Raw genomic sequence first — 23230 nt, forward strand, 5'->3', positions numbered from 1 at the left:
CGCCGGGGCTGTGGCGCCGCGTCTGTGGCGGGTCGTGGCGCCGGGTCGTGGCGCCGGGTCGTGGCGCCGGGTCTGAAAAGCCTGCGCGGCGCAGGCTCTGAGCAGCCCCGTGACACTTCCTGAGGCGTTCTCGGACGCGTCTTCGAATCGTCATCGCCGGGGCGCTGACCGGGCGTTGACGGGTCTCGGACATCGTGGGGGCGCGGAGGCAGTGTCCTAAACGTCCGTCACTCGGTTAGATGAGTGTGGACACCAGAACACCCCGCACTCCTACGGGGGGAGGGTTGCCCGGCTTCGACGAGCCCGCTCCGTTGAGCATGGCCAGGGTGCCGAGCGATCCCGCCCAGGTCATCGTCAATCACGCGAGCTTCCGGGTGCAGCTCGGCGCGACCCCGGGCCGTGCCCTCAGCCTCGACGACACCGCGCAGATCCCCGTCGTGACGCAAGCGCGGCCCGGCGCGGCCGGGCGGCGGAAGCTGTCGCCGGTGGTGTGGTCGGGCCGCTCCACGCCGGGCGACCCGGCGGCCGGGGAACTGCTCCAGGCGGTCCGCCGCGCGGGCGTGGCCGGCGGCGCGAACTCCTCCGGCGCGGCCACCCAGGTGCTGCCGCGGATCGACGACACCACGGCGGCGCCCCCCGTGCCGACCGTCGTGGGCCAGCGCGGCGCGCAGTCGCCGACCGGCCTGCTCAGCGGCGTACGCCCGGCGACCGGCGCGTACGACGAGGGCGCGGACGGCGGTTCCGACGAGCAGCGGGTGGGCTACGTCGGCGACTCCTCGTCCGTCGACGGCGCCGAGCGCAGGCCGCGTACCCGCAACGGCGAACCGGCCAAGCACGCCTGGTACCCCGACCGCCGGATGAACCTCGGCATCGTGCTGCTCCCGCTGCGGATCTTCCTCGGCTTCGTGTCGATCTACGCGGGCATGGGCAAGCTCTGCGACCCCGTCTACTTCGACGGCGGCAAGCGCGGCTCGATGGTCACCTGGCTCAACTCGCTGCACCCGTGGGCCCTCGCGGAGCCGCTGCGCGACGCCGCGCTCAACCACCCGGTGGGCGCGGGCCTGAGCATCGCCTTCCTCCAGGTGGTCGTCGGCGTCCTGACCGTCTGCGGTCTGTGGCAGCGTGTCGCGGCCTTCTTCGGCGCGGGCCTGTCGATCGCGCTGCTGGTGACGGTGAGCTGGCGGACCGTCCCGGTGTACGACGCCCCGGACTTCATCTACCTCGCCGCGTGGAGCCCGCTGATCATCGCGGGCGCGCCGGTGTACTCCATCGACGGTCACCTCGCAGGGGACGCCTGGCGGCGGCTCGGCCCGCGCGTCACGGTGTGGGACCTGCGCCGCCGGGTGCTGCGGCGCGGCACGGTGCTCGCCACCGTGATCGCCGGTCTGACGCTGCTGATCGGCTCGGTGCTCGGCGCCGCCGTCCGCGCGTCCAGCACGCACGACGACAGGCCGCAGCGGCCGACGGTCATCCCGACCAACAATCTGCCCGGCTCCCCGCTGCCCGAGGTCTCGGGCGGCAGCGGGCCGCAGGGCGCGTCGCCGAAGCCGTCGGCGTCGCCGAAGTCCAAGAAGAAGGGCGAGGACAAGAAGAAGGCCAAGGGGCAGCCGACGTCCAAGGCGCCGACGTCCTCGTCGTCCACGTCCTCCTCGTCGACCGGCGGCGGCCACTCCGCGGGCTCCCGCCCGACCAGCGGCTCGACGTCCTCCTCCAGCGGCGGTTCCTCCGGCGGGACTTCGCAGGCCCCGCCGCCCGCCCCGCCCTCCCAGCCGGAGGCTCCCGCCCCGTCTGCCCCGGCCCCCAAGCCCACCCAGGGCGCCATCGGCGGCCTCCTCGGCCTCCACGTCCTCGGAGACCCCTCCTCCCCGTCCCCCACCCGCACCTCCTGACCCTTCCCCACCCCCAGGACCGCGCCCCCGCCCCAGAGGGCGCGGTCCTCACGCCGCGCCGATCCCCCCGGGCCCGAGCCTGCCCGCCGGCTTCTGCGTCCTGTGGACCGCCACGCGCGGACCTCTGCGCGGGAAAGAACCTCACGAGTACGGCAGCAGCGTCCCAGTGTCCAGGTCGAAGCCGAACGGTTGCGGGACGCGAAGGCTTTCACCGAAGTCGGCGTCTTCGCGACGGTGATACTTCCTGCCGTCGGGATGGCTGAAGAGCGTGACCGTCTTCAGCCTCGCGTCGACCACGAGGTACAGCGGGATTCCCATCATCGGGTAGTCCCGTACCTTGCCCACCCAGTCGTTCTCAGGGTTCGACGGCGAGACCAGCTCGACGGCGATGGCCGCGCTCTCCGCGGGGACCTGATTGTCGGTGGTCTCCAGCACGTCAGCGGGCAGGTACGTCAGATCGGGGTTGCGGCTCTTGCCCACACCGGGAGAGACGAGGTCGGTGTTCTCGCTCGGCAGCAGGTCGCCAGGGCAGTGTGCGTCGAACTGGCGCCTTACCACCAGGAGATTGCGCTGGTGGATGCCAGGGAGGCCGACCATCATCACGATCGTGTCGCCGGAGATCTCGGTCTTGAACCCGTCCGGCAGACTCCTGCGGGCCTCATCAAGGAGTGCGAAGCGCTGCGGGTCCATGCCGCTGTGCCTCCCATGAACGGGCCGACCGGTCTCCCAGCCTAGCCCGACCTGACGCCCCAGAGCCCGCACCGTTGACGGGCTCCGACCGGGACTCTCCACACCCGCCCGGCCGACCGCATCCGCCAACGCAGAACCCCGGCCCAGATCCTGTCTGGGCCGGGCTCCACAGAGAGCCCCCTGTCGAATTCGAACCGACGACCTTCGCTTTACAAGTTCCCTCGGGGCGGGTGGCTGGCCTGCGGCGATGCGGGTATCGACCCGCTGACCAGCCAAAAGACCGTTCACCGGTTGCCGTCAGTTCGCGTCGGTTTCCAGGCTCATGTGTGCTGAATCCGTGCTGCCAGGAGCAAGCCGCCGAACGTGGCGGCCTGCTGATTGAGAAGCCGACGGGGCCCAAGCCCAGCAACCGAACCGTAGGACCGTTTGCGGGTCACCATGGGGCTGGCTGCTCCGACTGCGGGCCGAGGCGCTGTGGTGGCGGTTATGCGGTCTGCACTACCTTGGGATGACAGCGAGACTGACATTTAGTGGGAGTGGCGTGGACGAGCACGACTTCAATGTAGGAATCGGGCAGCGGGTCCGGGCCGCACGGGGAGGCGCAGGGCTGACACAGGAGGCTCTGGCACGCCAGAGCGGGCTCACACGGGGCTCGATCACCAATATCGAGTCGGGCGCGCAGGCGCCTCCCCCCTACCGACTGGCCCTTCTGGCTGCGGCTCTGGGGGTAGAGCCGGCGCAGCTGCTGCCGTCCCTGATTGAAACAGGCCCCACCCACGGCCTGCCTGCACATCTGGTGGATGTCGTGGAAGCTGTGGCATCGGCGGCACAAGGGATGCGGGGCCGCGATGGCCAGAGCTGACACGGCGGCTGCGGAACTGCTGTCGCGGTTCGGCATCGTGGCACCGCCAGTAGATACGCATTGGCTGGCCGCACAGCTCGGCGTCGTCGTAATTCCAGAGAAGATGACCAGCGATGTCTCCGGCATGCTGCTGCGCGGAGAAGACCAGAACGTTATCGGTGTGAACGCTGATCACGCACCGGTGCGGCAGCGTTTCACCGTGGCGCACGAACTCGGCCATCTTCTTCTTCACCGGGGCCGGCCGTTGATCCTCGACACAGGGGCGCGCGTCAGCATCAACCGCCGCGACGGCCTGTCCAGTACTGCCACGGACCGCGAGGAGATCGAGGCCAACCGCTTCGCGGCAGCGCTCCTGGCCCCGGAAAAAATGGTCCGCCAGGAGGTCAGGAGATCGGATCTCCTGACCGCAGAAGACCTCGTCGAATCAATGGCCCGCACCTTCAACATAAGCCGGGTGGCCATGAACAACCGGCTGACGAACCTGGGCGTCATCTCCGACCCCCACTGAGACCACCGGACACCACGGCAGCAGGGGCCGCACACAGCGGTCCCTGTTTTTGTGCGAACCTACGACAGTTAAACTGTCCCTTTAAAAGATTGCGTGACACGCTTCAGAAGTGCTGTCCTAGATCAGGAACCACCGGTTCCAGGTGTTACCTGCGACAACTCCCCTGGGAGGGACCATGTCCGACGCCACTGAGAACGAGACCGGGCTCCAGCACCGCCAGGTTCGAGTCTTCATCGACGGCCACGAATACGCAGCGCCCGAGCGGCGGGTGACCGAGGCCGACCTGCGGCGCCTGCCGCGGCCGGCGATCCCCGAGGACCGGGAGGTGTGGCTGGACGTCCTTGACGCGCCTGACCGCCTCCTGCGCACCGATGAGACGCTCGGCCTCGTCCCGGGCATGCGGTTCTACACCGAGCCGCGCGGCAAGGCCCGCACCGTCACCGTGACCGTCAACAACAAGCCGGTGAAGGTCAAGGGGCACCGGGTGACGGGCCTGGAGATCAAGGAGGCCGCCATCGCCCAGGGCGTGCAGATCGACACCGGCTTCCAACTCTCGGAGGAACTGCCCTCCGGCGAGACGCGCATCATCGGCGACACCGACCCGGTTACGGTGAACAAGCACTCGGTGTTCACCGCCGTCGCCGGCGACGACAACTCCTGAACGGCGGCAACCGGTGACCCCCCTGGTCAGCATCGCCGTCGAGCAGGTCCGTGCGGCCTTCCCCGGCATCCAGATCAACGTCCGCGACGAAAGCGACGGCGGCGCGGTCGTCTTCGTCGAGGACATCGACCCCGGTGCTCAGTACGAGCAGCGGTCCACCTGGATCGGCTTCCGGATCACCTTCCAGTACCCGTACTCCGACGTCTACCCCCACTTCGTACGCGGCGACCTGGCCCGCACCGACGGCACCACACTCGGTGAGGCCATGACCGCAACGACCTTCGAGAACAGGCCAGCCGTGCAGATCTCCCGCCGCTCCAACCACCTCAACCCGGCAACCGACACCGCCGTCATCAAACTCCACAAGGTCCTGGCATGGCTGCGCAGCCGCTGACCGGGCCGTGGACGCTGCGCCTGCCGCCGGCCATGGCCGCCGATCTGCACGCGCACCTGTTCCCCGGCGACGGCGACGAACACGGCGCGGTGATCGCCGCGAGCGTGATCACCACCCCCCGTGGCACCCGCCTGCTCGCGCGCACCCTCCATCCTGCGCGCGACGGCGTCGACTACGTACCCGGCCAGCGCGGACACCGCATGCTGACACCACAGTTCGTCGGTGACCGCATCCGGGACTGCCGCACCCGCAACCTCGCCTACCTAGCGGTCCACTGCCACGGCGGAAGCGACCGCGTCGCGTTCTCCTCCACGGACCTGGCCTCCCACGCCCGCGGATACCCCGCACTGCTCGACATCCTCGGGCCTGCGTCCTGCGCCGTGGCCGGCGGCCTGGTCTTCTCCTCCGCAGCCGTCGCCGGCGACCTGTGGCTACCCGGCGGGCGGCGCGCGGAACTCGACCACGCCGTGATCACAGGATGCCCGGCGATGTCCCTACGGGCCGCACCCGTGCCACCCGCGACGGCCGACCCGTTCTACGACCGGCAGAGCCGCATCTTCGGCGACCGGGGCCAGGCCATCCTCGCCCGCCAGAAAGTGGCCGTCATCGGCGCCGGAGGAGCCGGATCCCTCATCGTGGAGTACCTCGCCCGCCTGGGCGTCGGCGAACTCGTCATCATCGACCCGGACCGGGTCGACCGCACCAACCTGCCCCGCCTCGTCGGCGCCCGCCGCCGCGATGCCCACACCTGGATGACCCACCCCTCGCGCCCGCGCTTCCTGCAGGCATGGGGGCGCAGGCACGCCACGCCCAAAGTCGACCTGGCCGCACGCGTGGCCCGCCAGGCCAACCCGGCCATCCGCGTGACCCCGCTACAGGCCGACATCACCGACAACTCGACCGCGATGCGCCTTGCCGACTGCGATTACCTGTTCCTCGCGGCTGACTCGATGCAAGCACGGCTGGTCACCAACACAATCGTCCACCAGTACCTCGTGCCCGGCGTGCAGGTCGGTGCGAAGGTGCAGACCCAACCCGACGGCGCCATCACCGACATCTTCAGCGTCGTACGCCCTCTCATCCCGGGCCAGTCCTGCCTGTGGTGCAACGGCCTGATCAACCCCGCCCGGCTCCAGGAAGAAGCCCTCACCGCCGAGCAGCAACGCCGCCAGCGCTACGTCGACGACGAAGACGTACCCGCCCCCAGCGTCATCACCCTCAACGCCGTGGCCGCGTCCCACGCCGTCGACGACTACCTCCACACCGTCACCGGCCTCCTGCCGACGGACTACCAGGCCCGCTGGCGCCGGTTCCACCCGCTGGCCCCGGCAGCACCCCAACGCACCCGATCCGACATTCCCCGCATCGACCCTGAGTGCACCGAGTGCTCCGAATCAGGCCGCCTCGCCCTGGGCCCCAACTTCCCCCTGCCCACGAGGAACCACACCACCTGACACCAAGTCGCCCCGCGACAACATCTCCGCCGACTTATCGACTTGTCCTATAACCCGCCGCCCAAAGATCTGCAAGATCATCTCAGGCAGTGTCGAATTATGCAGCAGAATCTTCTCACCACTGATCTGAGGAGTATGGTCAGGATTTGCGTGGCATCGAGTCCCTTCTCATACCGAGCCGGTCCGCTCACGCAGCGCTCCCGCAAGTTAGGCCGGTTGTCGGGCAACGGACCCGCCCTACCCGCCCTCCAGGGTTGACCACGGGGTCGGAATCTTTGAAGTGCGGGACGCCACTCAGCCGAGGAGTTCAGTGACCAGTAGATCCAATTCCTCGGCATCGGGGGAGCTGAGGAGGAAGTCGCGCAAGGCGCGGCGGATCTGGATGTAGCTCTTTCCGCCCTCGAACTTCAGCTCCGCGATCCGCTGATACTCTGCCTCACCGATCTCCGCGATTCGAGCGTGCTTGTCGTCGGCCGAATCAAAGTCCGGAATAGGCAGCTCCCATACGGCCTTGTCGATGTCTCGTTCGTCCTTTCCGTAGGACATGAGCGGGCGCACTGCTTCGGTCGCGTACGGCGCGTTGAGCACCGCGAGCAGGTACATACCCTCCTGCTGAGTTGCGACAGTGCCCCAGTACAGCTTGTGGTCGATGACCGCATTCGGGTCATCGACCAGCGCAGCCGTGACGTACATGGCGGCCTTCGCGTACACCACCCGTAGAGGCGCGCCAGGAAGCTGATCGGTCAGCCCTCTGCGAAAGTCAAGCCTCTCGGCAAGTGAGAGCCGTTCGCTGGATCGGTTGTCATCCCAGAGTCGTTCGGCGTCGCGCCACCACTTCGCCAGGTCTGGGTATCGGTCGAGGTGATCATGCTCACCCTCCATGAGGGTTTTCGTCCCCTCGATGGGCAGGACGACCTTGTCGGCACCCATGATCCGGTACGGCACGACATGCTCGCCGAGCAGGACGGGCCTGACGAACTGCTTTTCGACTGATCCTTCCCGGTCGGGGAGCCCCTTCCAGGGCTTCTTCTCCAGGGTGCTGCGCTGGGAGCGGACTGAGACTCGACCGCCGCCGAGACCGAGGGGACTGGCAGCTTGTTCCTCAACGAAGAAGAGGACCCTGGGGACGACGGTAGCCCCTTGCTCGAACCGGTCGCGGTACGGCGAGCTGATCAACCCTTCCTTGGGATAGCGCAGCTCACCGACCTTCCGGGTGATCCAGCCCTTGGCGTGTTCCCAGCGAGCGGCACTCTTGGCGATCTTCCCGGTCCAGATCTCGGTCTGCCTGGGCAGTGGCACAGCATCGTTGCCCTGTTGCCCGATAGCGACGGGACGCCGACGGCCGAAGATGACGGCGGCGGCACGAGGAAAGAAGTGCGGACGCAATCGGCGCAGGTCCCAGGAGCCAGTGAAGTCGACCTTGACGGGGTGGTCAGGGTCAGCCCAATCTCCGCTGCGGAATCCGGTCCAGTAGGGACGATCCAGCACGGGGTTGGGCACGACGAAAGCGAACGAACCGCCCACACGCAGGTACTGCTGGATCGCGCGGGCAATGAATAGGCCCGACAGGTCCTGATGGGTAGCGACCTCGAACCCCTTCCACAGGCCCCGGTCTTGCATCATCGCCTTGAAGGTCTTTTGCATGTCCTCGGGCATGTGCCGATAGGAGAGCCAGGGCGGATTACCGACAAGAACATCGACACGATTCTCGGCGCGAGACAGCCACATGGGGCGGGCCAGATTTCGAACGTAGTAGGACCAGATGTGGTTGCGGTCCTCGTCTACCAACTCGCACAGGACGCGGAAGTTCTCTGTCAGCTCGTCCCGGTCGTCCGTGTTGGAGACCCCATGCCGGTTGAAGAGGGCGACAAGGGAGGGAAACTTGCCTTTAGCCCGGTGCGGGTCTGCCGCCTTGTCGGCGAGCTCGTTGACAATCGAGTCGAATCGACTGGCGTCATGGAGCAAGGCTTCGGAGAAGCGCAGTTCGTTGGTGAAGAGTTGATTTCCCGTACCGGTTTGGATGACGAGGTGGCCATGGTGGATGAGATCAGTGCGCTGGTCCCACTGGAGGCTATCGCCCAGATAAACGGGAACGCTTATCGGGCCGCGCTCCTCAGACGTAAGTGTCTGCCGGCCGATGGCGAGAAGGTAGGTGACGCGGGCCAGCGCCACAGCGACAGGGTGAAGATCGATGCCCGCAACATGGTCGTGGAGGCCGTCCAGCGCTTCGCGCAATGGCAACTCAGCCTCCTGCGCGGCGGCCAGGTAGCGTCTGACTCCGTGGAAGAGGAACGTGCCAGAACCACATGAGGGGTCCATGACCCGCTGGGCCAGCGGGTCGGAGACAGCCTCCGTCACCGTCGCTTCCGCCAGCCAGTCCGGCGTGTAGTACTCCCCCTGCTTCTTACGGGTCTCCGCGGCGATCACCGACTCGTACAGAACCTTCAGGACGTCGTGCTCGACCCGTGACCAGTCGAAGCCAGCGAGGCGACGAGACAAGTCTTGGACGAAGCCCTCGCCGCCCTCCGTCTCCAGCGGCCAACCGAAGAAGTCCGACTCGACCACACCCGCGATCCTCGCCTGCGTGAACAACTGACCGTTGACCAGTGAGGCGGCTGGAGTGTCCTTCACATCGATGCCCATCACCGCGTGGGCGATGATCGAAGCTGTGTTTACCAGGAGCGTGTGTTCGATGAACAGGTCATCGCTGTTCTCGAACTGGGCGCCCAAGGCGCTCCGCAGCAGACGCGCCCACAGGTCACGCTTCAGCCGAACGGTCGGAAGACTCTTATTCTCTTCGTACAGCGCAGCGAGGACGGCCTTGTCGATGGAGTGGGCGACGCTGTCCGCTCCAAGACGAGTCGCGATGGCATCGGGCGTGGGTACCGCACCCTCGGACGTCGCCAGGACGCCTTCGAGCCAGCGGACCAGGTCCAGTGCCTTGACGTTGCGTTCCCGCGCATCGAGACGGTTCACCTCGTTCAACTCGTTGTTAACCAGCGCGTAGGCACGCCAGTCAGCGCCGTCAGTGAGGATGCCGACGTGCCGCCGCTCACGTTGCTCTGTACGAGCCCGCACGTACTTCGCCAGTTGCTCGACCGCGTCCTTGCGGATCTTTGGGCGGCTGATGTCCTTCTTGACCTCGACGACGGTCGCACCCATCTCAATATCGATGCGGTGACCAGTGCCGTCGCCCACCTGGGCTTCCAGCACAGGGGTCAAGAGATCCTGCTCGCCGAGATTGAGGTCCGCATCCAGCAGGAACTGACGGATGTCCGCCTGCAGTGTCGCTTCAGCGCGGACGGCCTTGCGCTCTATCACCCGCTTAAACACGGTTTCGAGCGCGGTAGGCGAAGAAGGGGCGGAGAGCGTCACGGCGAGAGCTCCAACGGCATCAAGGTGCATGGGGCAACGAGGGATACGTGGTCCCGCCCCCATTATCGTGCAGGCGGTGCGTGTCCGCACAGTCCTGGCAGACGAAGCAGCGTCGTGGTCTCTGGCTCAGCGAGCCTCTTTCGGTGCGTGTTCCAAGTAGGCAGGAGGAAGCAATCCCACGAAGGGCCAAGCCGCTTGGGTGGCGGCATTAAATGCCCTGGGGCCAGCCGACAGGTCCGTGAGGACGCCCAGGAGCAGTTTGTGGGAGACGGCGAGGACAGCACCTGCTTTCTGCCTCTCGGCTGCGGCGGCGAGGTAGCCGGCGCAGCCGGTTGCCCTCTCATGCAACTCGGTAAGGCTTTCGCCGTCTTCGCAGGCCAGTGAGGGGTTGGCCTCGCGTTGCTCGCGCCAGGCAACGTATTCCGGTGGGTAGGTCGCGGGAGTGTGGCCGATCACGATGCTCGGGGCGCGCCACTCGGCCAGGAGCGGGCTCCTGTCGATGACGGGGATCCCCGTGAGGTCGGCGAGCAGGTCGGCGGTTTGGCGGGCGCGGAGGAGGGGGCTGGTGACGATCGCGGTGATCTCGGCGGGGAGCGGGAGGGCGCGGTGGATTTGGGCGCGGCCTTCGGCGGAGAGGGGGGCGTCGGGTGGGGCGTGGTGGCCGGGGCGGTGGCCTTCGTAGGCGGCGTGGCGCATGAGCCAGATGTCAGCCAAGGAGCCAGCCTCCGTCGACGCGGAGGGTTTGGCCGGTGATGAAGGAGGCGTCGTTGGTGGCGAGGAAGGCGACGGCTGCGGCGATGTCGGTGGGGCGGCCGCGGCGTTGGATGCACTGGCGGGCGAGTTGGCGGGTGGTCATGGCTTCGGGGTCGGTGACGACCGTTTCTTCGGCGGGGACGTGGATGGAGCCGGGGGCAATGCAGTTGGCGGTGATGCTGGAGGGTCCGAGCTCGCGGGCAAGGGCGCGGGTGAGTCCTTCGAGGCCGGCCTTGGCGCTGATGTAGGCGGCGAGGTCGTGGCGGCCGGTGGTGGCGAGGACGGAGCCGAGGGTGATGATGCGGCCCCAGCCGCGCTCCGCCATCCCGGGGGTGAGTTCGTGGGCGAGCAGGTAGTGGCTGGTGAGATTGGTGGCCAGCATGTCGTCCCACACGTCGGGCGTTGTCTCCGGCCAGGTGGTGCGGGGGTAGGCGCCGGCGTTGCTGACGAGGATGTCGATGGGGCCCAGCCGTGTGTGGGCCTGGGTGCACAGGGTGTGGATGGCGCGGGGTTCTCGTAGGTCGGCTTCCAGGGGGCGGGCGGTTCCGCCGTCGTTGGTGATGTCCTCGGTGAGGGCCTGGGCAGTGTCCCAGTCACCGAGGTGGGCGATGACGATGGCGGCGCCATCGGCGGCGAGGCGGCGGGCGATGGCGGTTCCGATGCCGCCGGTTGCTCCGGTGACCAGGGCCGTGCGCCCGTTCAGGGGGCCGCGCATGGTGCCTCCTCGGTGGCGGAGAAGTAGGTGGCTGGGTCAAAGGTCGGGCTCATGGCCTCGGCGAGGCGTGCCAGGACCAGAAGCCGGTCGCCCGGGGCGAGGTCGGCCAGGTTGTAGACGGCGAGGATGCGCATGGCCAGGTAGGGGCGGAGGAGTCCGCCGAGGTCTTCGCCAGGCCAGAGCTTGTCCGCGACGGGTTGAACGAGGTGGTTCCAGTACGCGGCTGCTGCGGTTCGACGGGGTGCTGAGAGGCGCGCGGTGTAGTCGATGTGGATCGTGCGGGCGGAGTGGTTGGCGTACGCCTGCTGGAGTTGGGGCCGGTTGGCCTCCACGCGGCGGAATGTGGCGGGGTGGTCGGCGAAGGCGGCCGGGTTGTAGGTCGGCACCAGCCAGCCGCCGAGGGCAGTGACGTACCAGAGGAAGTTGGCGAACTCGCCGAGGATGCTGTTGAGACCGGCGGTGTCGTAGTCGAGCCAGGCCAAGGGTTGGGCGAGGTTGACGTCGGTGGGGTCGCCTTGGGTCAGGGCGGCCCAGACCGGTTCGACCTGCTGGAAGTGGCTGCGCAGCCGCCGTAACGTAGCCGTCCAACCGAGTCTGAGCGGCTGGCCGTTGATCACCGGGACGTATTCGGCGAGGCGTGTGATCGGCAGGTCGATGATGCCATCGGCGACGGAGAAGTCGGTGTCCTCGTAGTACGCGTCCAGGCGCCCGCCCGGTGCGGCGCGGTCCCAGTACAGCTTGCGGACGACGTCAGCCGGAGGCACTTCCTGGGCGGTTGCCAGGATGACGTCGCGGTACGCGGCGGTGAGTTGATTCATGTACTGGTGGAGTTCCGCGGTGGGCGCGTCCGTGTTCAGCAGGTCGAGCAGCAGTCCTCGGTCGGGGCCGGAGGGCAGCCGCTCGTACGCCAGCAGGTATCCGCCGGGTACGCGCAGGTGGGCGTGGAGGGCTGGGACGGGGTAGCGGCCGAGCAGGAGTGCGTGGCCCCGGATTTCCTGGCGTGCCTCGTCGCAGTCGCGCGTGTACTTGATCAGCAGCGGGCGGCCGTGGACATTCAGCGGGAGGAGGACGTTGCGTGTGGCTCGCCTTAACGGACCGAGCCGCCAACGGGGTTCGGCGGTCATTTTTCGGCTCCGCCCAGCAGTTCGCCGCAGACGCGGGCGAGCGCAGCCGGGGTGATCGCGTCGAGGTGGTCCGCGGCAGCCGGGGCGATGGCGTCGCGTACGGGGCAGAGGTCGCCTTGGTGCATGCGGTCGGAGAAGGGTGTGGCCACGGCATGGTGGTGCGGCCATCCCGTACGCCACTTGCTGTGCGCGTGCCGGGCGTAGAGGCCGAGCACCGGCGGTCCGCAGCCCTCGGCCGTACGGGTCAGGGCGGCGAGGTGGGTGAGGCCGGTGTCATTGCCCAGGACGAGGTCGCAGCGGGGGAAGACGTCGGCCAGGTCGTTCGCCGGGAGTCCGTCCAGATGCAGAGCGCGCACGCCATGACCGGCATCGGCGGCGGTGACCCGCACGCAGCCGTCGTGCGCGCCGCCCACGAGCAGGAGACGTACGCCGGTGTGCCGAGCCTCGGCGATCCGCGCGGCCACCTCCGTGAAGCGCCCGGCCGTGTAGTCCTTGCGCTCCGGCCAACTCGTTGCGGTGATGGCGGCGATGGTCAGGCCGTCGAACCAGCCTGCCGCCTCCAACTGCCTCCCGATTTGGCTTGCTCCGCTGGTGAGTTGGGGAGCGAAGGGAACGGAGGCGGGCAGCCTGAGCCCCAGGCGACGCTCCAGCGCGAGGTAGTAGCGAGCGGGCATATCGGCGTAGGCCCTGCCGTCGGTCGACCAGCAGGGCGGGGCTGCCGGATCGCAGAGCACGCTGACGTGCGCGTCCTTCCGGTGGAGTTCGACGGACTCCCGGTCGCCGATGACCACCAACTTGCCTCGCGGGCCGGCGGGATCGGTGATCAGGCCGCTGTGGGCGAGCAGTTTGGCGTACGGCCCCTCGGCCGCGACCGGCAGCGGGTTCGTACCGGATCTGAGCGTGAGCCAGTCGGACAGTGCCCGGACCACGGAGAGCGCGAGGAGGGAGTCACCGAGCTTGCCGTCGAAGGACACCAGCACTCCGTCGCATTCGCCCAGCCGGTCAACGAGTTCCGCGGATACCGGGACCGGCAGCGGTGACCCGACGTCGATCCGGTCCCGGTCGTACCCGAGCGGCGTGGTGTGCACAGCGTCGGCGGGGACGACCTCCCCGCCAGGGCAGAAGCGGACGCCGGTCGATACCGCCGCCGTCACCGCTCCTCCCCGATCGTGGTCAGCGCGATCAGCGGGATGCCGAGGTCGGCGAGCAGCGCACGAGCGCCCTGAGTCGTGTCCTCCACGAGGCAGACCGCCGCAACCGGCTGCGCCCCGGCTTCGCGGAGCCGACGCGTCAGGTCGGCGAGAGTGCGGCCAGTGGTGATCTCGTCGTCGACGAGGAGCATTCGCTGGCCGCCGGTGATTCCGTAGGCGAAGACGTCGGTACGCATCGCGTGCGGCTCGCTGAAACGGACGGCGCCGCGCAGCGGCAGATGGAGCTTCCAGGCGATCTTGTAAGGGAGTTGGGCTGCTGAGGCGAGCGAGACGGTCGGCAGGATGCCGCCCGCGTCCAGGCCGAGGAGGAAGTCCACGGTGCTGAGTGCTCCGGGGATCTCGGCGAGGACGCGCTGCCAGAGTTGCGCGCCGACCGACGCGAGCACGTCGGGATGGACGGCGCTCTCCAGCCCGTCGAGTGAGTGGATGACGCGCTCGCGGCGGCTGTTGGGGCCGACGCTGAGCCGTTCGACGATGCGGGCCGAGAAGGGTGGCACGGTGAGGGTTTCGGGCATGGCGAAGCTCCCGGTGTCGGGTGAGTGGGGCAGTGCGGAAGGTCAGGCGGCGAGCTGGGCGGCGTACCAGGCGAGGAGTGCGTCAACCGCCGAGGTGATCGGTGCGAGCACCTGTTCGCGGGCGCCGTCACGCCAGGCGGCCGCCGTCTCGGCCAGCGTCGGAACGGTGAAGGCCGGCATGCCAGGGAGGTGTACGGATGCGGCGAGGATCCGGTCGGGGCCCGTCTCCCACATGCCGTGCTCGCGGAGCAGAAGGCGGCAGGCGAGCACGAGGTGCTTGTAGAGCTGGCGCAAGGAGCCCCGACCCGCCTCGGCGCGAAGGCGGCGCATGGTCAGGATCACCTGGGGCAACTCGTGAACGGCTGCCAGAGCGAGTTCGGCGGAGGAGACATGCGGCAGCTCCAGGAGGGGATCGGCGTACAGGACGGGGCGGTCCGCCTGAAGTTCGTGGAGGGCGAAGGCGACCCGAGGCGTGAGCCGTCGAGCGAGTAGTTCATGCGGCGTGGCAAGGGTGAGGCTGACAGCGGCCGCTCCGCCCAGCACCTGCTTGTACTCGTGAAGCGCTCTGCCGACCGCCTCTGCGGCGGAGTGTTCGGCGACCACCAGCAGATCGAGGTCGGACCAGCCGGCGATCCAGTTGCCTCCGCCAGGGCTGCCGGTGAGGGCGACCAGGTGCACGTCCCGGCCGTACGAGCGCAGGCCGTCAACGAGGTCGGAGGTCGCGGCGGCCACGGATCCGGGCAAGCCGAGTCCGTACGGTGTGGCCATACGGGGCTTGGCGGGGACGGCTGGTGCGGCGATGCGGTGCAGGTGGGCGCGCAGGTCAAGGATGCTGCCGGAGTTGTCGATCAAGTGGTCGGCGAGGGCGGCCACTTGATGTGCTCCCCGGCTCATCTTGATCTCGTCCTTGGCGGCGACTGCGTGCGCCGCCATGCCGGAGCGGCGTACTCGTACGGCGAAGGGTGCGTCCAGGTACGCGATCCGCAGCCGGTCGCCCATGAGGTGCTTCAGCTCGGCCATCGACGCCTCGTCGTGAACGGACTCGATGGTGACCAGCCGGTTGTCCAGGTGAGTGTCAGCGAAGCGGTTCAGCTCATCCAAGAGCAGTTCGGCCTGGCGACGGGATGAGAGGGCGTACGGATCGGCGAGGGCGTGGCGTGCGGCGGCCTGCCTCAGCAGGTAGCCGATCTTGAATCTCTGGGCCCCGCACGCGCGGTGGACGAACTCGGCGCTGGTGCTCTTGCCGCACTCGCTCAACCCGCCGAAGGCGATCACCCGGACCAGGCGTGGGCTCGGCGTGATCTCCGTGGCCGTTGCCGCATCCGTGCCGTACAGCTTGTGGCGGGCGGCGATCGGAAGGCGTCGGGTGCCGGCCAGGACATCAGCGACGAGGGAGTCCAGCGCAGCCCACAGTTCCTCCCGCTGCGTGTGGAGGGCGGGCAGGCGGCGTTTCCCCAAGTCGTCGCGGTCCGAGGCCCGTTCGCTGTGCCAGATGCGCAGCGTCAGGACCGACAGCCGGTCGAGAACGGATGCGAGGGTCTCGGTGTGCAGTGGCGCTTCTGCCCGCACGGCACCGACGACGGCCCCGAGGGTCTCGTCAGCCCGCTCGGCGAGGGCGTTGCGCTCGGCGTTGAGCTGGTCGATCTCCCGTTTGCAGTCGGCGACTCGTTCGGCCGGGAGTCCGGTGGCTCGAACCTGGTCCTCGGCTCTCCACAGGCGGCCGTTGACCGCGTGCAGGCGGGTGATGGCGTCGTCGAAGCGACGGAGGTCTTTGTCGGGCAGCGTCGCGGCTGCGCGGGAGAAGCCCGGCGGGAGGATCAGCGGTGGAGGAGTGCTGGGGGTGTGGGTCATCGCTTGCCGTCCTCGTCAGATTCGCCAGCGGGCAAGGAGAAAGCGAGGTCCTCAACGATCTGCCGTTGGACGTCGCCACGTTCGAGGTGCTCGCAGTCCACGACCAAGTCGTACGCGCCTTCCTCCGCCTGGCGGAGCAAGATCTCGTGCAGCACCCTTTGGTAGGAGGGGTAGACCCCCGTCCACGGGCGCCTTTCCCGCGCGCTGGTGATCGCGTAGCTGCGTTCCGGTTCGAGCGAGGGCATGAGGAGAACCGAGATCTCATGCGGTACGGGGATCGGTCCGGCTATCTCGCGCACCGTCCACAGAGCTTCGCGCGCCGAGAGTCCTTCCTTGACCACGCTGGTCGCCGCCGACACCGCCATCAGCATGGGCAGGCCACGGTCGAGCAGCCCGGTACGGCCGGACTCGCGCGCCTCGGCACGCTTGGCGTGGCCGTTGACCAGCAGCGAGGTCAACTCCACGGTCGTGGCCTTGTCGAACCACCAGTTCGCGTAGTCGTCCGCTGCGGCCTTCTTCCAAGGCTCGGGGTCGTGCTCGTGAACGGCGCCCAGCGCCTGAAACCCCTCCCAGCGCCGGGCCAGGAGCAGTAACTGTGTCGTCTTACCCACGTTGTCGGGTCCGTTGAGGCTGATGAAGTCAGGCATGTCCCCCATCGACCGTCACCTCTTCCGGATGGGCGTGTCGAGGACGGAGACGATTGCGTCGATGTTGCCGGCAACGAAATCGGCCAACTCCGGCGGCATGAGGTCGAGCCCGCGGACCGCCTCGGCCGTGAAGGGGATGCGGACGATCTCGTACCCGCCGCGCTCCGGCTTGGCGAACTCGGTCCCCGTCCGCACGGACAGATCCATGCTCGCCAGGCGCGCGGCGAAGATGTGCTGCACGCCGATGCCGTTCTCCAGCTCGTCCGTGATCAGGTGGACCAACTCGGCGCCGTCGAGCTTGCCGCCCAGTTCCTCGAACACCTCACGGTGCAGGGCGGCTTCGATGCTCTTGTCCTCCTCCTCGACGCCTCCGCCGACAGTGACCCAGTACGGTTCGCGGCCGGGCCTGGTCCGTTTGATGAGGACCAACTCGTCGTCGTCGAGCAGGATGGCGCGGGCGTTGCGCTTGATGATGTCGGGCATGGCGAGGTCTCCCTGGGGCGCGGTGTTGTCCGTCGGACCAGCCGGAGCCGATCGCGGGGAATTCAGCATGCTGCACGCGGATGCCTCTACGTGATGTACGGATGCCGCACCAACGCCGTACCGCTGCTGAACACAACTGGTTACGCTGGGTATTTCGTCGTGTCGCGGGGGAGGGGCCGGCCATGGTCACCGTGCAGAGCTGGTCCGGCAGCGAGGCGCGGCTGCTGCGCGCGGCGATGCGGCTGAGCATCCGCGACTTCGCCGGACACCTGGGTGTCAGTGACCGGGTCATCTCCAAGTGGGAGGCGGGCGGGGACGATTACTGCCCGCGCCCCGACTCGCAGGCCATGCTCGACACGGCTCTTGCCCGCTCTTCTGACGAGGTCCGTGCGCGCTTCGCCGAGGCGCTGGGGCGACCGGTGGCCGTGGCCCCGAGTACGGGGCAGATACGCGTGGACTCGCACAAGTTCGTGCCCGTGTTCATCGGCGCCGAGCACGCCCAGCGGTTACGAGCCGAGATGAGCGAGACGTCGGCCGACACCTGGCTGGAGTCGTCATCGGCGCGCGTCGATCATCCGGACGGGCAGACCGCGTGCACGCTCCACGCCTTCGCCTGCGGGGTCGTCGTCTTCCATCTCGTACAGCCCCGGACACCGCAGTCCCTCACCGAGCTGGCCGTCTGGCGGTACCGCTCCTACGCGTCCGACCTGCCCTGGGCGGGCGCCAAGCTCCGGGACCTCTTGGACCTGAGCCCCGGAACCCAGGTCAACCCGGAGTACGTCCTCTCGCTGTACTGGGTGGTGTCCGGTTCCTGGGCGGCGGGCTCCGAGTTCGAGGCTGCTCTCAGGCTGCTGTCCACACCGTCCGTGCTGGTTGATCGCGGCACACCGTCGGGGGCCTCCCCGCTCCACCAGTCCGTCGAGGAATCCCTCCTCGCATCCGGCTTCGACCACCCGGACATCGTCTCTTTCGGTGTCCGCGGAGTCTCCACCGGCTATGCCGGCTGGTCCGGAGTGGCCTACGCCGCCCACTCCAGCGAGCGCAGCCTCACCATCGAAGAGCTCGTGGCCTGCGAACTCACCGTCCAAGCGCTGTGGTGCTTCTCCCGCCAGATCCAGACACTTGTCGAAGACGGCCAGGATCCCTCCACCCCCGACGACTTCGGCTGGCGCTTCCTACGCGCCGGATACTCCCGCCTCACGACAGCACGCGCCCAGGAGACCGCGCAGCACTGCCTCATGCGAGAGGCCATCATGAAGACAAGCGGTCTCGCAGAACGACTGCGCGCAGCGCAGGACGCCCTCCGGGACAGCGTCGGCTGACGACGACAGGAGAACACCGCAGCCATGGACATCGACAACGCGGCCCTGATCGTCATCGACATGCAGAACGGCTTCACCAACCACCACAGCCGACACGTCGTCCCCGTCGTCACCGGACTGGTGGAACGGTGGTCGGCCGCCGGGCGCCCCGTCGTCTTCACCCGCTACCTCAACTACGCTGACAGCCCTTTCGAGCGGTTCTTCGACTGGTCACGGCTCCAGCACGCCCCCGAAACCGACATCGTCGCCGAGCTGGCGGAGCACGCCGCGTCCGCGTACGCCGTGATCGACAAGCCCGCGTACTCGCTCTATACCGAGGAAGGCGCCGCGCTGATCGACCGGGCCGGGTGGACGGATCTCGTCTTCTGCGGCATCGCCACCGAGAGCTGCGTCCTCAAGTCCGCGGCCGACGCCTTCGAGCGCGGGCACTCGCCGTGGATCGTCACCGACGCCTCCGCCAGCGACGCCGGCCCCGCCGTCCACGACGCTGGTCTCGTCGTGGCGCGCCGCCTCATCGGCCGTCGACAGCTCGTCACGACGGACGACGTCCTACGGCAACTTGCCCCGCGGCTCCACGCTCCGGTGCTGGAATAGACGTCATGGCAGCCACCCCTCTCCCCGACGGCCACTTCGACCTGATCATCGTCGGCGGAGGCCCGGCGGGCTGCGCCGCGGCTCTGATGGCAGCGAGCGTCGGCATGCGGTCTGTCCTGGTTGAGGCGGAGGATGCGCTGTGCGGCAAGCTCCAGCACATCGCGGCGGTCAACAACGTCGCCGGCGGCCACACCAGCGGCCCCGAGCTGGCCGCCGCCATCACGAAAGACCTCGCCCGCACCGACCTCTGCGAGGTCGAGCTCGGCGTACGCGCCACCGGAATCGACGCCTCCGACGAACACGCCGCCGTCACCCTCGACACCGGCCGCCGGCTAACTGCGGCCTACGCGGTCGTGGCCACCGGCGTAGGTCCGCTGTCGGCGGCCGACGTGTCCTGGCTTACGGTCGCCGAGGACGCGTTGTTGCCCACCCTCTGGGGAGCAAAGATCCCCGACAGCGGGCCTGGCCCGCTGCTTGTCCTCGGCGCCGACCGCCCGCTCGGCACCTTCCTGCGGGCCCACCCCGCGCACTCCTTCACGGTCGTGGTGGCGTACCCGCCTAGCGACGAATACAAGGTCGACGAGGTACGGAACGATCCCCGCGTGACGTTGCTGCCGGTGACGAGCCTGTCGGTACGTCCCACCCCCGGCGCCGCCTTCACCGCAGAATGGGCGGACAGACAAGGGCAATCCGGCAGCAAGGCCGCACACGCCGTCTACCTGAACCTGGGCAGCGCCCCCGCACCCCCACCAGGCGCCGTCATTCCCGACAGCACCGGCTACTGCCCGTCCGAGTCTCAACACCCCCGCATCCTCAGCGCAGGAGACCTCCGATCCTCCCGTTTCCAGCGCATCATGACCGCCACCGGCTCCGGCAGCGAAGCCGCCCTCCGCGCCTACTACGCTCAGCAGAGCCTGCCGACCGCAGAGTGGCGGCGCATCACGCATTGAGGTGGCGATACCACCAGACCATCGATCGCCCCTTTTCTGCCAGCAGGGTGAACCCAGACGATGGTCCTCCTCCTCAAGGAGGGGGACAGGACGTCCCGATCGACTCTCTCTTCGTCTACGCCCAGGTGTCCTTGCTCCATTCGGTCCGCAGGCTGAGCGCGATGAACGCGTAAGTCGAGACCGTGCCGATCCGCCGCTGATCACAGCAGTCCCTCGGCCCGGCGGCCGTAGTACGCCCAGCAGAGCGGACTCGGCCATACCCATCGTGGCTCTCGCTTCGGATCATGGGCAACCTCATAGCGATTCCGCATTTTCCGGGCGGAGGAAGTGCGGCGGAATCTACGATCACCGCGAGACGCGGACGATGCCGCTCGCGATCACCACCGAGCAGGGGCAGTGAGGCGCACGTATGGCGAATTTCCAGCGGGGCGCAGTTCTAGCACAGGAACAGCAGGGTGTGGATCTCGCGTACGCGTGCTTTGACCAGCGTGGAATCAGTGACGCCGATGTGGACGCGGACTACCGCCAGCAGAACGAAATGCCCGCACCGGGCGCACCGAGCACTTTGGCGGACCGGCGGGCACACCGCGGCAACCCCCTGGTGTTCATGCGTGTCGGCACGCGCACCGACGAGTCGTTCCTCATCGGACGGCAGGCTGTGTGGAGCGAAGTCCGCGATCTGATCGTCGTGTCCTCAGCCGCGCAGGCCGCAGTCGAATGGCGCCTGGCGACCGAGGACGATCCGGGTGAGGTCGTGCTGCGGCGTCAACTCCGCTTCACGCAACGGATACCGCGTCGGGTAAGCGGCTACTTCGATGAACTTCTGCTGAGTGACTACAAACCAGAGTTCCTATCCGCGGCGGGGGAAAACGAGGGTGTCGTAGGCGCTCTGCCGTCCGAGACACCCAGCCTGGCAGAGGATGTCCGGGCGGAGGCGGATCCGGCGCCGACCGATGAGGCGGCCGGCCCCTCGCTACGCGATTTGCTGACCGACGATCTCAACCTGCCGCGTGACGGGGCCATGCGCGACATCGTCGAGACGGTGCAACGCGAACAGCTCCTGCTAGTGGCCCACCAGCGCCCCGGCGCTCTCGTCATCCAGGGCGGTCCAGGAACCGGCAAGACGGCTGTCGGCCTCTATCGGGTGATGTGGCTGCTCGACAACAAACACTGCACGGCCGACCAGGTCCTCGTTGTCGGCCCCCACCAGAAATTCCTCGACTACGCGGGACAGGTCCTCCCCGCTCTGGGCGGCGGAGCTGTGACGACGATTACCCTCGACCGACTCCTGGCCGACGACAGCAGCCGGAAGGCTACAGCGGCGGACTCGTCCGAGGCGGAGTTCGTCAAGGGTGACGATCGGATGGCGGACACACTGCGCCGCGCCGTCGAAGCCCACTGCCAGCCGCTCCGCTCACGCGTGGGCCCGCTCCTGGTCGAGAACGCTCATGGGGATCGGACCTCGTTCTGGTTCACGTGCAAGGGCCGCCGGTACGAGACCGACGTCGCCCCGTTGCTCGCGTTCGCCCGCGAGGCGATGGGCGAGACCGGTCCCTTCAATGTCCGTCAGGGCCGCTTCCGGCTGCGCCTCGCGGGCAACCTCCTGCTCTCCGTTCCGACCGCAACTCCCCAGGACATCCTCGCGAGCGAAGAGGTCACCGCCTTCATCCAGCGAGTATGGCCACGGCTGAACTCCGCCGATGTCTACGCCAAGCTCCTAAAAAGTCGGCGGCTTCTCAAAGACGCCGCGCCGCTCCTCACCACAGAGGAACTGGCCGAGCTCCGGCACTCGGGAACTGGGAAATCCCCGTGGACCGCCTCCGATCTCGTGTGCCTCGATGAACTGGACTGGCAACTCAACGGATCCGACGGCCGTCGGAGGTACGCCCACATCCTGGTTGACGAGGCACAGGACCTGACGCCCATGCAGGCGCGCTCCCTGGGTCGCCGCTGTCCTTCTGGATCGCTCACCGTACTCGGCGACCTGGCTCAAGGCTCCGGACCCCACGCATATCAGTCGTGGCGCGAGCTGATCACTTTGCTCACCGGCGGCTCGCCGTGGACCGTCGAGGTCCTGAAGACCGGCTTCCGGCTGCCCCCGGAGGTCGCCGACTTCGTCGCACCCCTCGCCCGAATCGCCGCACCCCGCGTGCCAGTAGCGTCGTCCGTCCGTCCCAGGCGCGACAGCCAGACCGTCACCATAGAACAAGTGACGGACCCCGACCTGCTCGCGGAGGCAACTGCACTGCACGTCATAGGCCTGACCGAATTGCGGGACGGGAGATCCACCGCCGTCATCGCCCCGCAGGACGCCACGCTCACGGCCGCCCTGCGGGAAGCGCTCGCTCAGGCGTCGCCAGCCACGCCCGTACCCGTCATGCACCCAGCGGAGGCCAAGGGCATCGAGTTCGACCACGTCGTGGTGGTGGAACCCGCTGCCATCGCGGCTGGCACACCCTCCGGACCCCGGGCTCTGTACGTGGCGCTGACGCGCTGCACCCAGACACTCGGTGTCGTCCACCACGCCGCTCTCCCCGCTGTACTCGGGGGTATCCCTCCGACTCCGAGTGCGCCCGTCCCCTCAGTCGACCGCCCTGCCGTTTCCGTCTCCGAGGGAAAACCAGCTGCCATGTCGTCCCCACTTGCTGCATCGGCCACCTCCCATCCGTCATCCGGCTTCCAGGAATTCCTGCAGGCGGCGGTCGCAGCCGACCGCCGGGAGGCCGTCCACGAGCGGCTGCGGCACCGGCTCCTCGCCCAGCTCTGGGAAAACGGGCAACCCGAGAACGACATCACCGCGGACATCATCTGCTCCGACGACACCGGCACCCGCCTCTTCGAGGTCCTCCGCGCCGAGCAGCCGACCTACCTTGATCTGCGCGAGGCGGCGACGCGCACAACGGAGATCCGCTTCAGTCTGGCCCGGGCCATCGACCGCACCTTCCTCGTGTGCGCGGCGGCCCCGGTCGAACCCTGGGCGATCGCGGCCGTAGAAGGGGCGTTCGGCGTCTCCGTGATCTGGTGGGACGGGAGTTGGCAGGGCGCTGAGACGCACATCGTCGTACCCGGCCATGGGTGATCTGCTGGGTCGTCAATAAGCGGCGATACCACTGTGTGCGCAGACATCGAAGTGTCTGGCTGTCTTGTCGCAGGGCCGCCAGAGGGCACGATCAGAACTGTGGTGCGGCGCCCTGATGAGACTCTTTGAAACCGGCCAGAGCTGCCCCTCTTC

General features: G+C 68.1%; 20 protein-coding genes. 10 read left to right on the forward strand and 10 right to left on the reverse strand.

The features are described 5' to 3' along the window. The first annotated feature begins 317 nt into the window (after positions 1-317). Positions 318-1889: a DoxX family protein gene (locus ACZ4EF_RS20025; protein WP_391164092.1), complete on the forward strand. Its 1572-nt coding sequence runs from the start codon at positions 318-320 to the stop codon at positions 1887-1889. Between the two features lie 141 nt (positions 1890-2030). Here ACZ4EF_RS20025 and ACZ4EF_RS20030 read toward each other — a convergent pair whose 3' ends face one another. Then, positions 2031-2579, reverse strand: a complete 549-nt coding sequence (locus tag ACZ4EF_RS20030) for a Uma2 family endonuclease (RefSeq protein ID WP_467505706.1) — start codon at positions 2577-2579, stop codon at positions 2031-2033. Positions 2580-3087: 508 nt separating this feature from the next. Here ACZ4EF_RS20030 and ACZ4EF_RS20035 point away from each other — a divergent pair. The 5 genes from ACZ4EF_RS20035 to ACZ4EF_RS20055 all read left to right on the forward strand — a co-directional run bounded on the left by ACZ4EF_RS20035 (position 3088) and on the right by ACZ4EF_RS20055 (position 6458). After that, positions 3088-3441: a helix-turn-helix domain-containing protein gene (locus ACZ4EF_RS20035; protein ID WP_467505708.1), complete on the forward strand. Its 354-nt coding sequence runs from the start codon at positions 3088-3090 to the stop codon at positions 3439-3441. Further along, positions 3428-3949, forward strand: coding sequence for an ImmA/IrrE family metallo-endopeptidase (locus ACZ4EF_RS20040; protein ID WP_467505710.1), 522 nt, complete (start codon positions 3428-3430; stop codon positions 3947-3949). Before ACZ4EF_RS20035 ends, ACZ4EF_RS20040 begins: the two co-directional genes overlap by 14 nt. 175 nt (positions 3950-4124) lie before the next feature. Continuing rightward, positions 4125-4610, forward strand: coding sequence for a multiubiquitin domain-containing protein (locus ACZ4EF_RS20045; protein ID WP_467505712.1), 486 nt, complete (start codon positions 4125-4127; stop codon positions 4608-4610). A gap of 13 nt (positions 4611-4623) precedes the next feature. After that, on the forward strand, positions 4624-5004 hold the full coding sequence (locus ACZ4EF_RS20050; RefSeq protein ID WP_467505714.1) for a hypothetical protein: 381 nt from the start codon (positions 4624-4626) through the stop codon (positions 5002-5004). After that, positions 4986-6458, forward strand: coding sequence for a ThiF family adenylyltransferase (locus ACZ4EF_RS20055; RefSeq protein ID WP_467505716.1), 1473 nt, complete (start codon positions 4986-4988; stop codon positions 6456-6458). The genes ACZ4EF_RS20050 and ACZ4EF_RS20055 overlap by 19 nt, the downstream gene beginning before the upstream one ends. A gap of 294 nt (positions 6459-6752) precedes the next feature. Here ACZ4EF_RS20055 and ACZ4EF_RS20060 read toward each other — a convergent pair whose 3' ends face one another. From ACZ4EF_RS20060 to ACZ4EF_RS20100, 9 genes are all read right to left on the reverse strand, one after another. Beyond that, positions 6753-9833 carry an N-6 DNA methylase gene (locus ACZ4EF_RS20060; RefSeq protein WP_467505718.1) on the reverse strand — a complete coding sequence of 1027 codons (3081 nt, stop codon included), beginning with the start codon at positions 9831-9833 and terminating at the stop codon, positions 6753-6755. Positions 9834-9959: 126 nt separating this feature from the next. After that, a complete protein-coding gene (locus tag ACZ4EF_RS20065; protein WP_467505720.1) occupies positions 9960-10547 on the reverse strand; it encodes a histidine phosphatase family protein in 588 nt (195 codons plus the stop codon). After that, positions 10540-11301: an SDR family NAD(P)-dependent oxidoreductase gene (locus tag ACZ4EF_RS20070; protein ID WP_467505722.1), complete on the reverse strand. Its 762-nt coding sequence runs from the start codon at positions 11299-11301 to the stop codon at positions 10540-10542. The genes ACZ4EF_RS20065 and ACZ4EF_RS20070 overlap by 8 nt, the downstream gene beginning before the upstream one ends. Continuing rightward, the gene (locus ACZ4EF_RS20075) at positions 11286-12425 is read right to left on the reverse strand and encodes a hypothetical protein (RefSeq protein ID WP_467505724.1); all 1140 of its coding nucleotides are present in this window, start codon (positions 12423-12425) and stop codon (positions 11286-11288) included. The genes ACZ4EF_RS20070 and ACZ4EF_RS20075 overlap by 16 nt, the downstream gene beginning before the upstream one ends. Then, the gene (locus ACZ4EF_RS20080; RefSeq protein WP_467505726.1) at positions 12422-13579 is read right to left on the reverse strand and encodes a glycosyltransferase family 9 protein; all 1158 of its coding nucleotides are present in this window, start codon (positions 13577-13579) and stop codon (positions 12422-12424) included. The genes ACZ4EF_RS20075 and ACZ4EF_RS20080 overlap by 4 nt, the downstream gene beginning before the upstream one ends. Next, on the reverse strand, positions 13576-14151 hold the full coding sequence (locus ACZ4EF_RS20085) for a phosphoribosyltransferase domain-containing protein (RefSeq protein ID WP_467505728.1): 576 nt from the start codon (positions 14149-14151) through the stop codon (positions 13576-13578). Before ACZ4EF_RS20085 ends, ACZ4EF_RS20080 begins: the two co-directional genes overlap by 4 nt. Positions 14152-14193: 42 nt before the next feature. Beyond that, positions 14194-16002: a DUF4254 domain-containing protein gene (locus ACZ4EF_RS20090; protein WP_467505730.1), complete on the reverse strand. Its 1809-nt coding sequence runs from the start codon at positions 16000-16002 to the stop codon at positions 14194-14196. Further along, a complete protein-coding gene (locus ACZ4EF_RS20095) occupies positions 15999-16649 on the reverse strand; it encodes a hypothetical protein (protein WP_467505732.1) in 651 nt (216 codons plus the stop codon). Before ACZ4EF_RS20095 ends, ACZ4EF_RS20090 begins: the two co-directional genes overlap by 4 nt. Before the next feature lie 15 nt (positions 16650-16664). Continuing rightward, positions 16665-17132, reverse strand: coding sequence for an NUDIX hydrolase (locus ACZ4EF_RS20100; RefSeq protein ID WP_467505734.1), 468 nt, complete (start codon positions 17130-17132; stop codon positions 16665-16667). A gap of 182 nt (positions 17133-17314) precedes the next feature. Here ACZ4EF_RS20100 and ACZ4EF_RS20105 point away from each other — a divergent pair, with 182 nt between their 5' ends. The 4 genes from ACZ4EF_RS20105 to ACZ4EF_RS20120 all read left to right on the forward strand — a co-directional run bounded on the left by ACZ4EF_RS20105 (position 17315) and on the right by ACZ4EF_RS20120 (position 23077). After that, the gene (locus ACZ4EF_RS20105; protein ID WP_467505736.1) at positions 17315-18454 is read left to right on the forward strand and encodes a helix-turn-helix domain-containing protein; all 1140 of its coding nucleotides are present in this window, start codon (positions 17315-17317) and stop codon (positions 18452-18454) included. Between the two features lie 24 nt (positions 18455-18478). Continuing rightward, positions 18479-19048 carry a cysteine hydrolase family protein gene (locus ACZ4EF_RS20110; protein WP_467505738.1) on the forward strand — a complete coding sequence of 190 codons (570 nt, stop codon included), beginning with the start codon at positions 18479-18481 and terminating at the stop codon, positions 19046-19048. Positions 19049-19053: 5 nt separating this feature from the next. Next, the gene (locus tag ACZ4EF_RS20115) at positions 19054-19998 is read left to right on the forward strand and encodes an FAD-dependent oxidoreductase (RefSeq protein ID WP_467505740.1); all 945 of its coding nucleotides are present in this window, start codon (positions 19054-19056) and stop codon (positions 19996-19998) included. A gap of 409 nt (positions 19999-20407) precedes the next feature. Then, positions 20408-23077 carry a HelD family protein gene (locus tag ACZ4EF_RS20120; RefSeq protein ID WP_467505742.1) on the forward strand — a complete coding sequence of 890 codons (2670 nt, stop codon included), beginning with the start codon at positions 20408-20410 and terminating at the stop codon, positions 23075-23077. The last annotated feature ends 153 nt before the right edge of the window (positions 23078-23230 follow it).

Source organism: Streptomyces sp. NPDC025721, assembly GCF_055558595.1.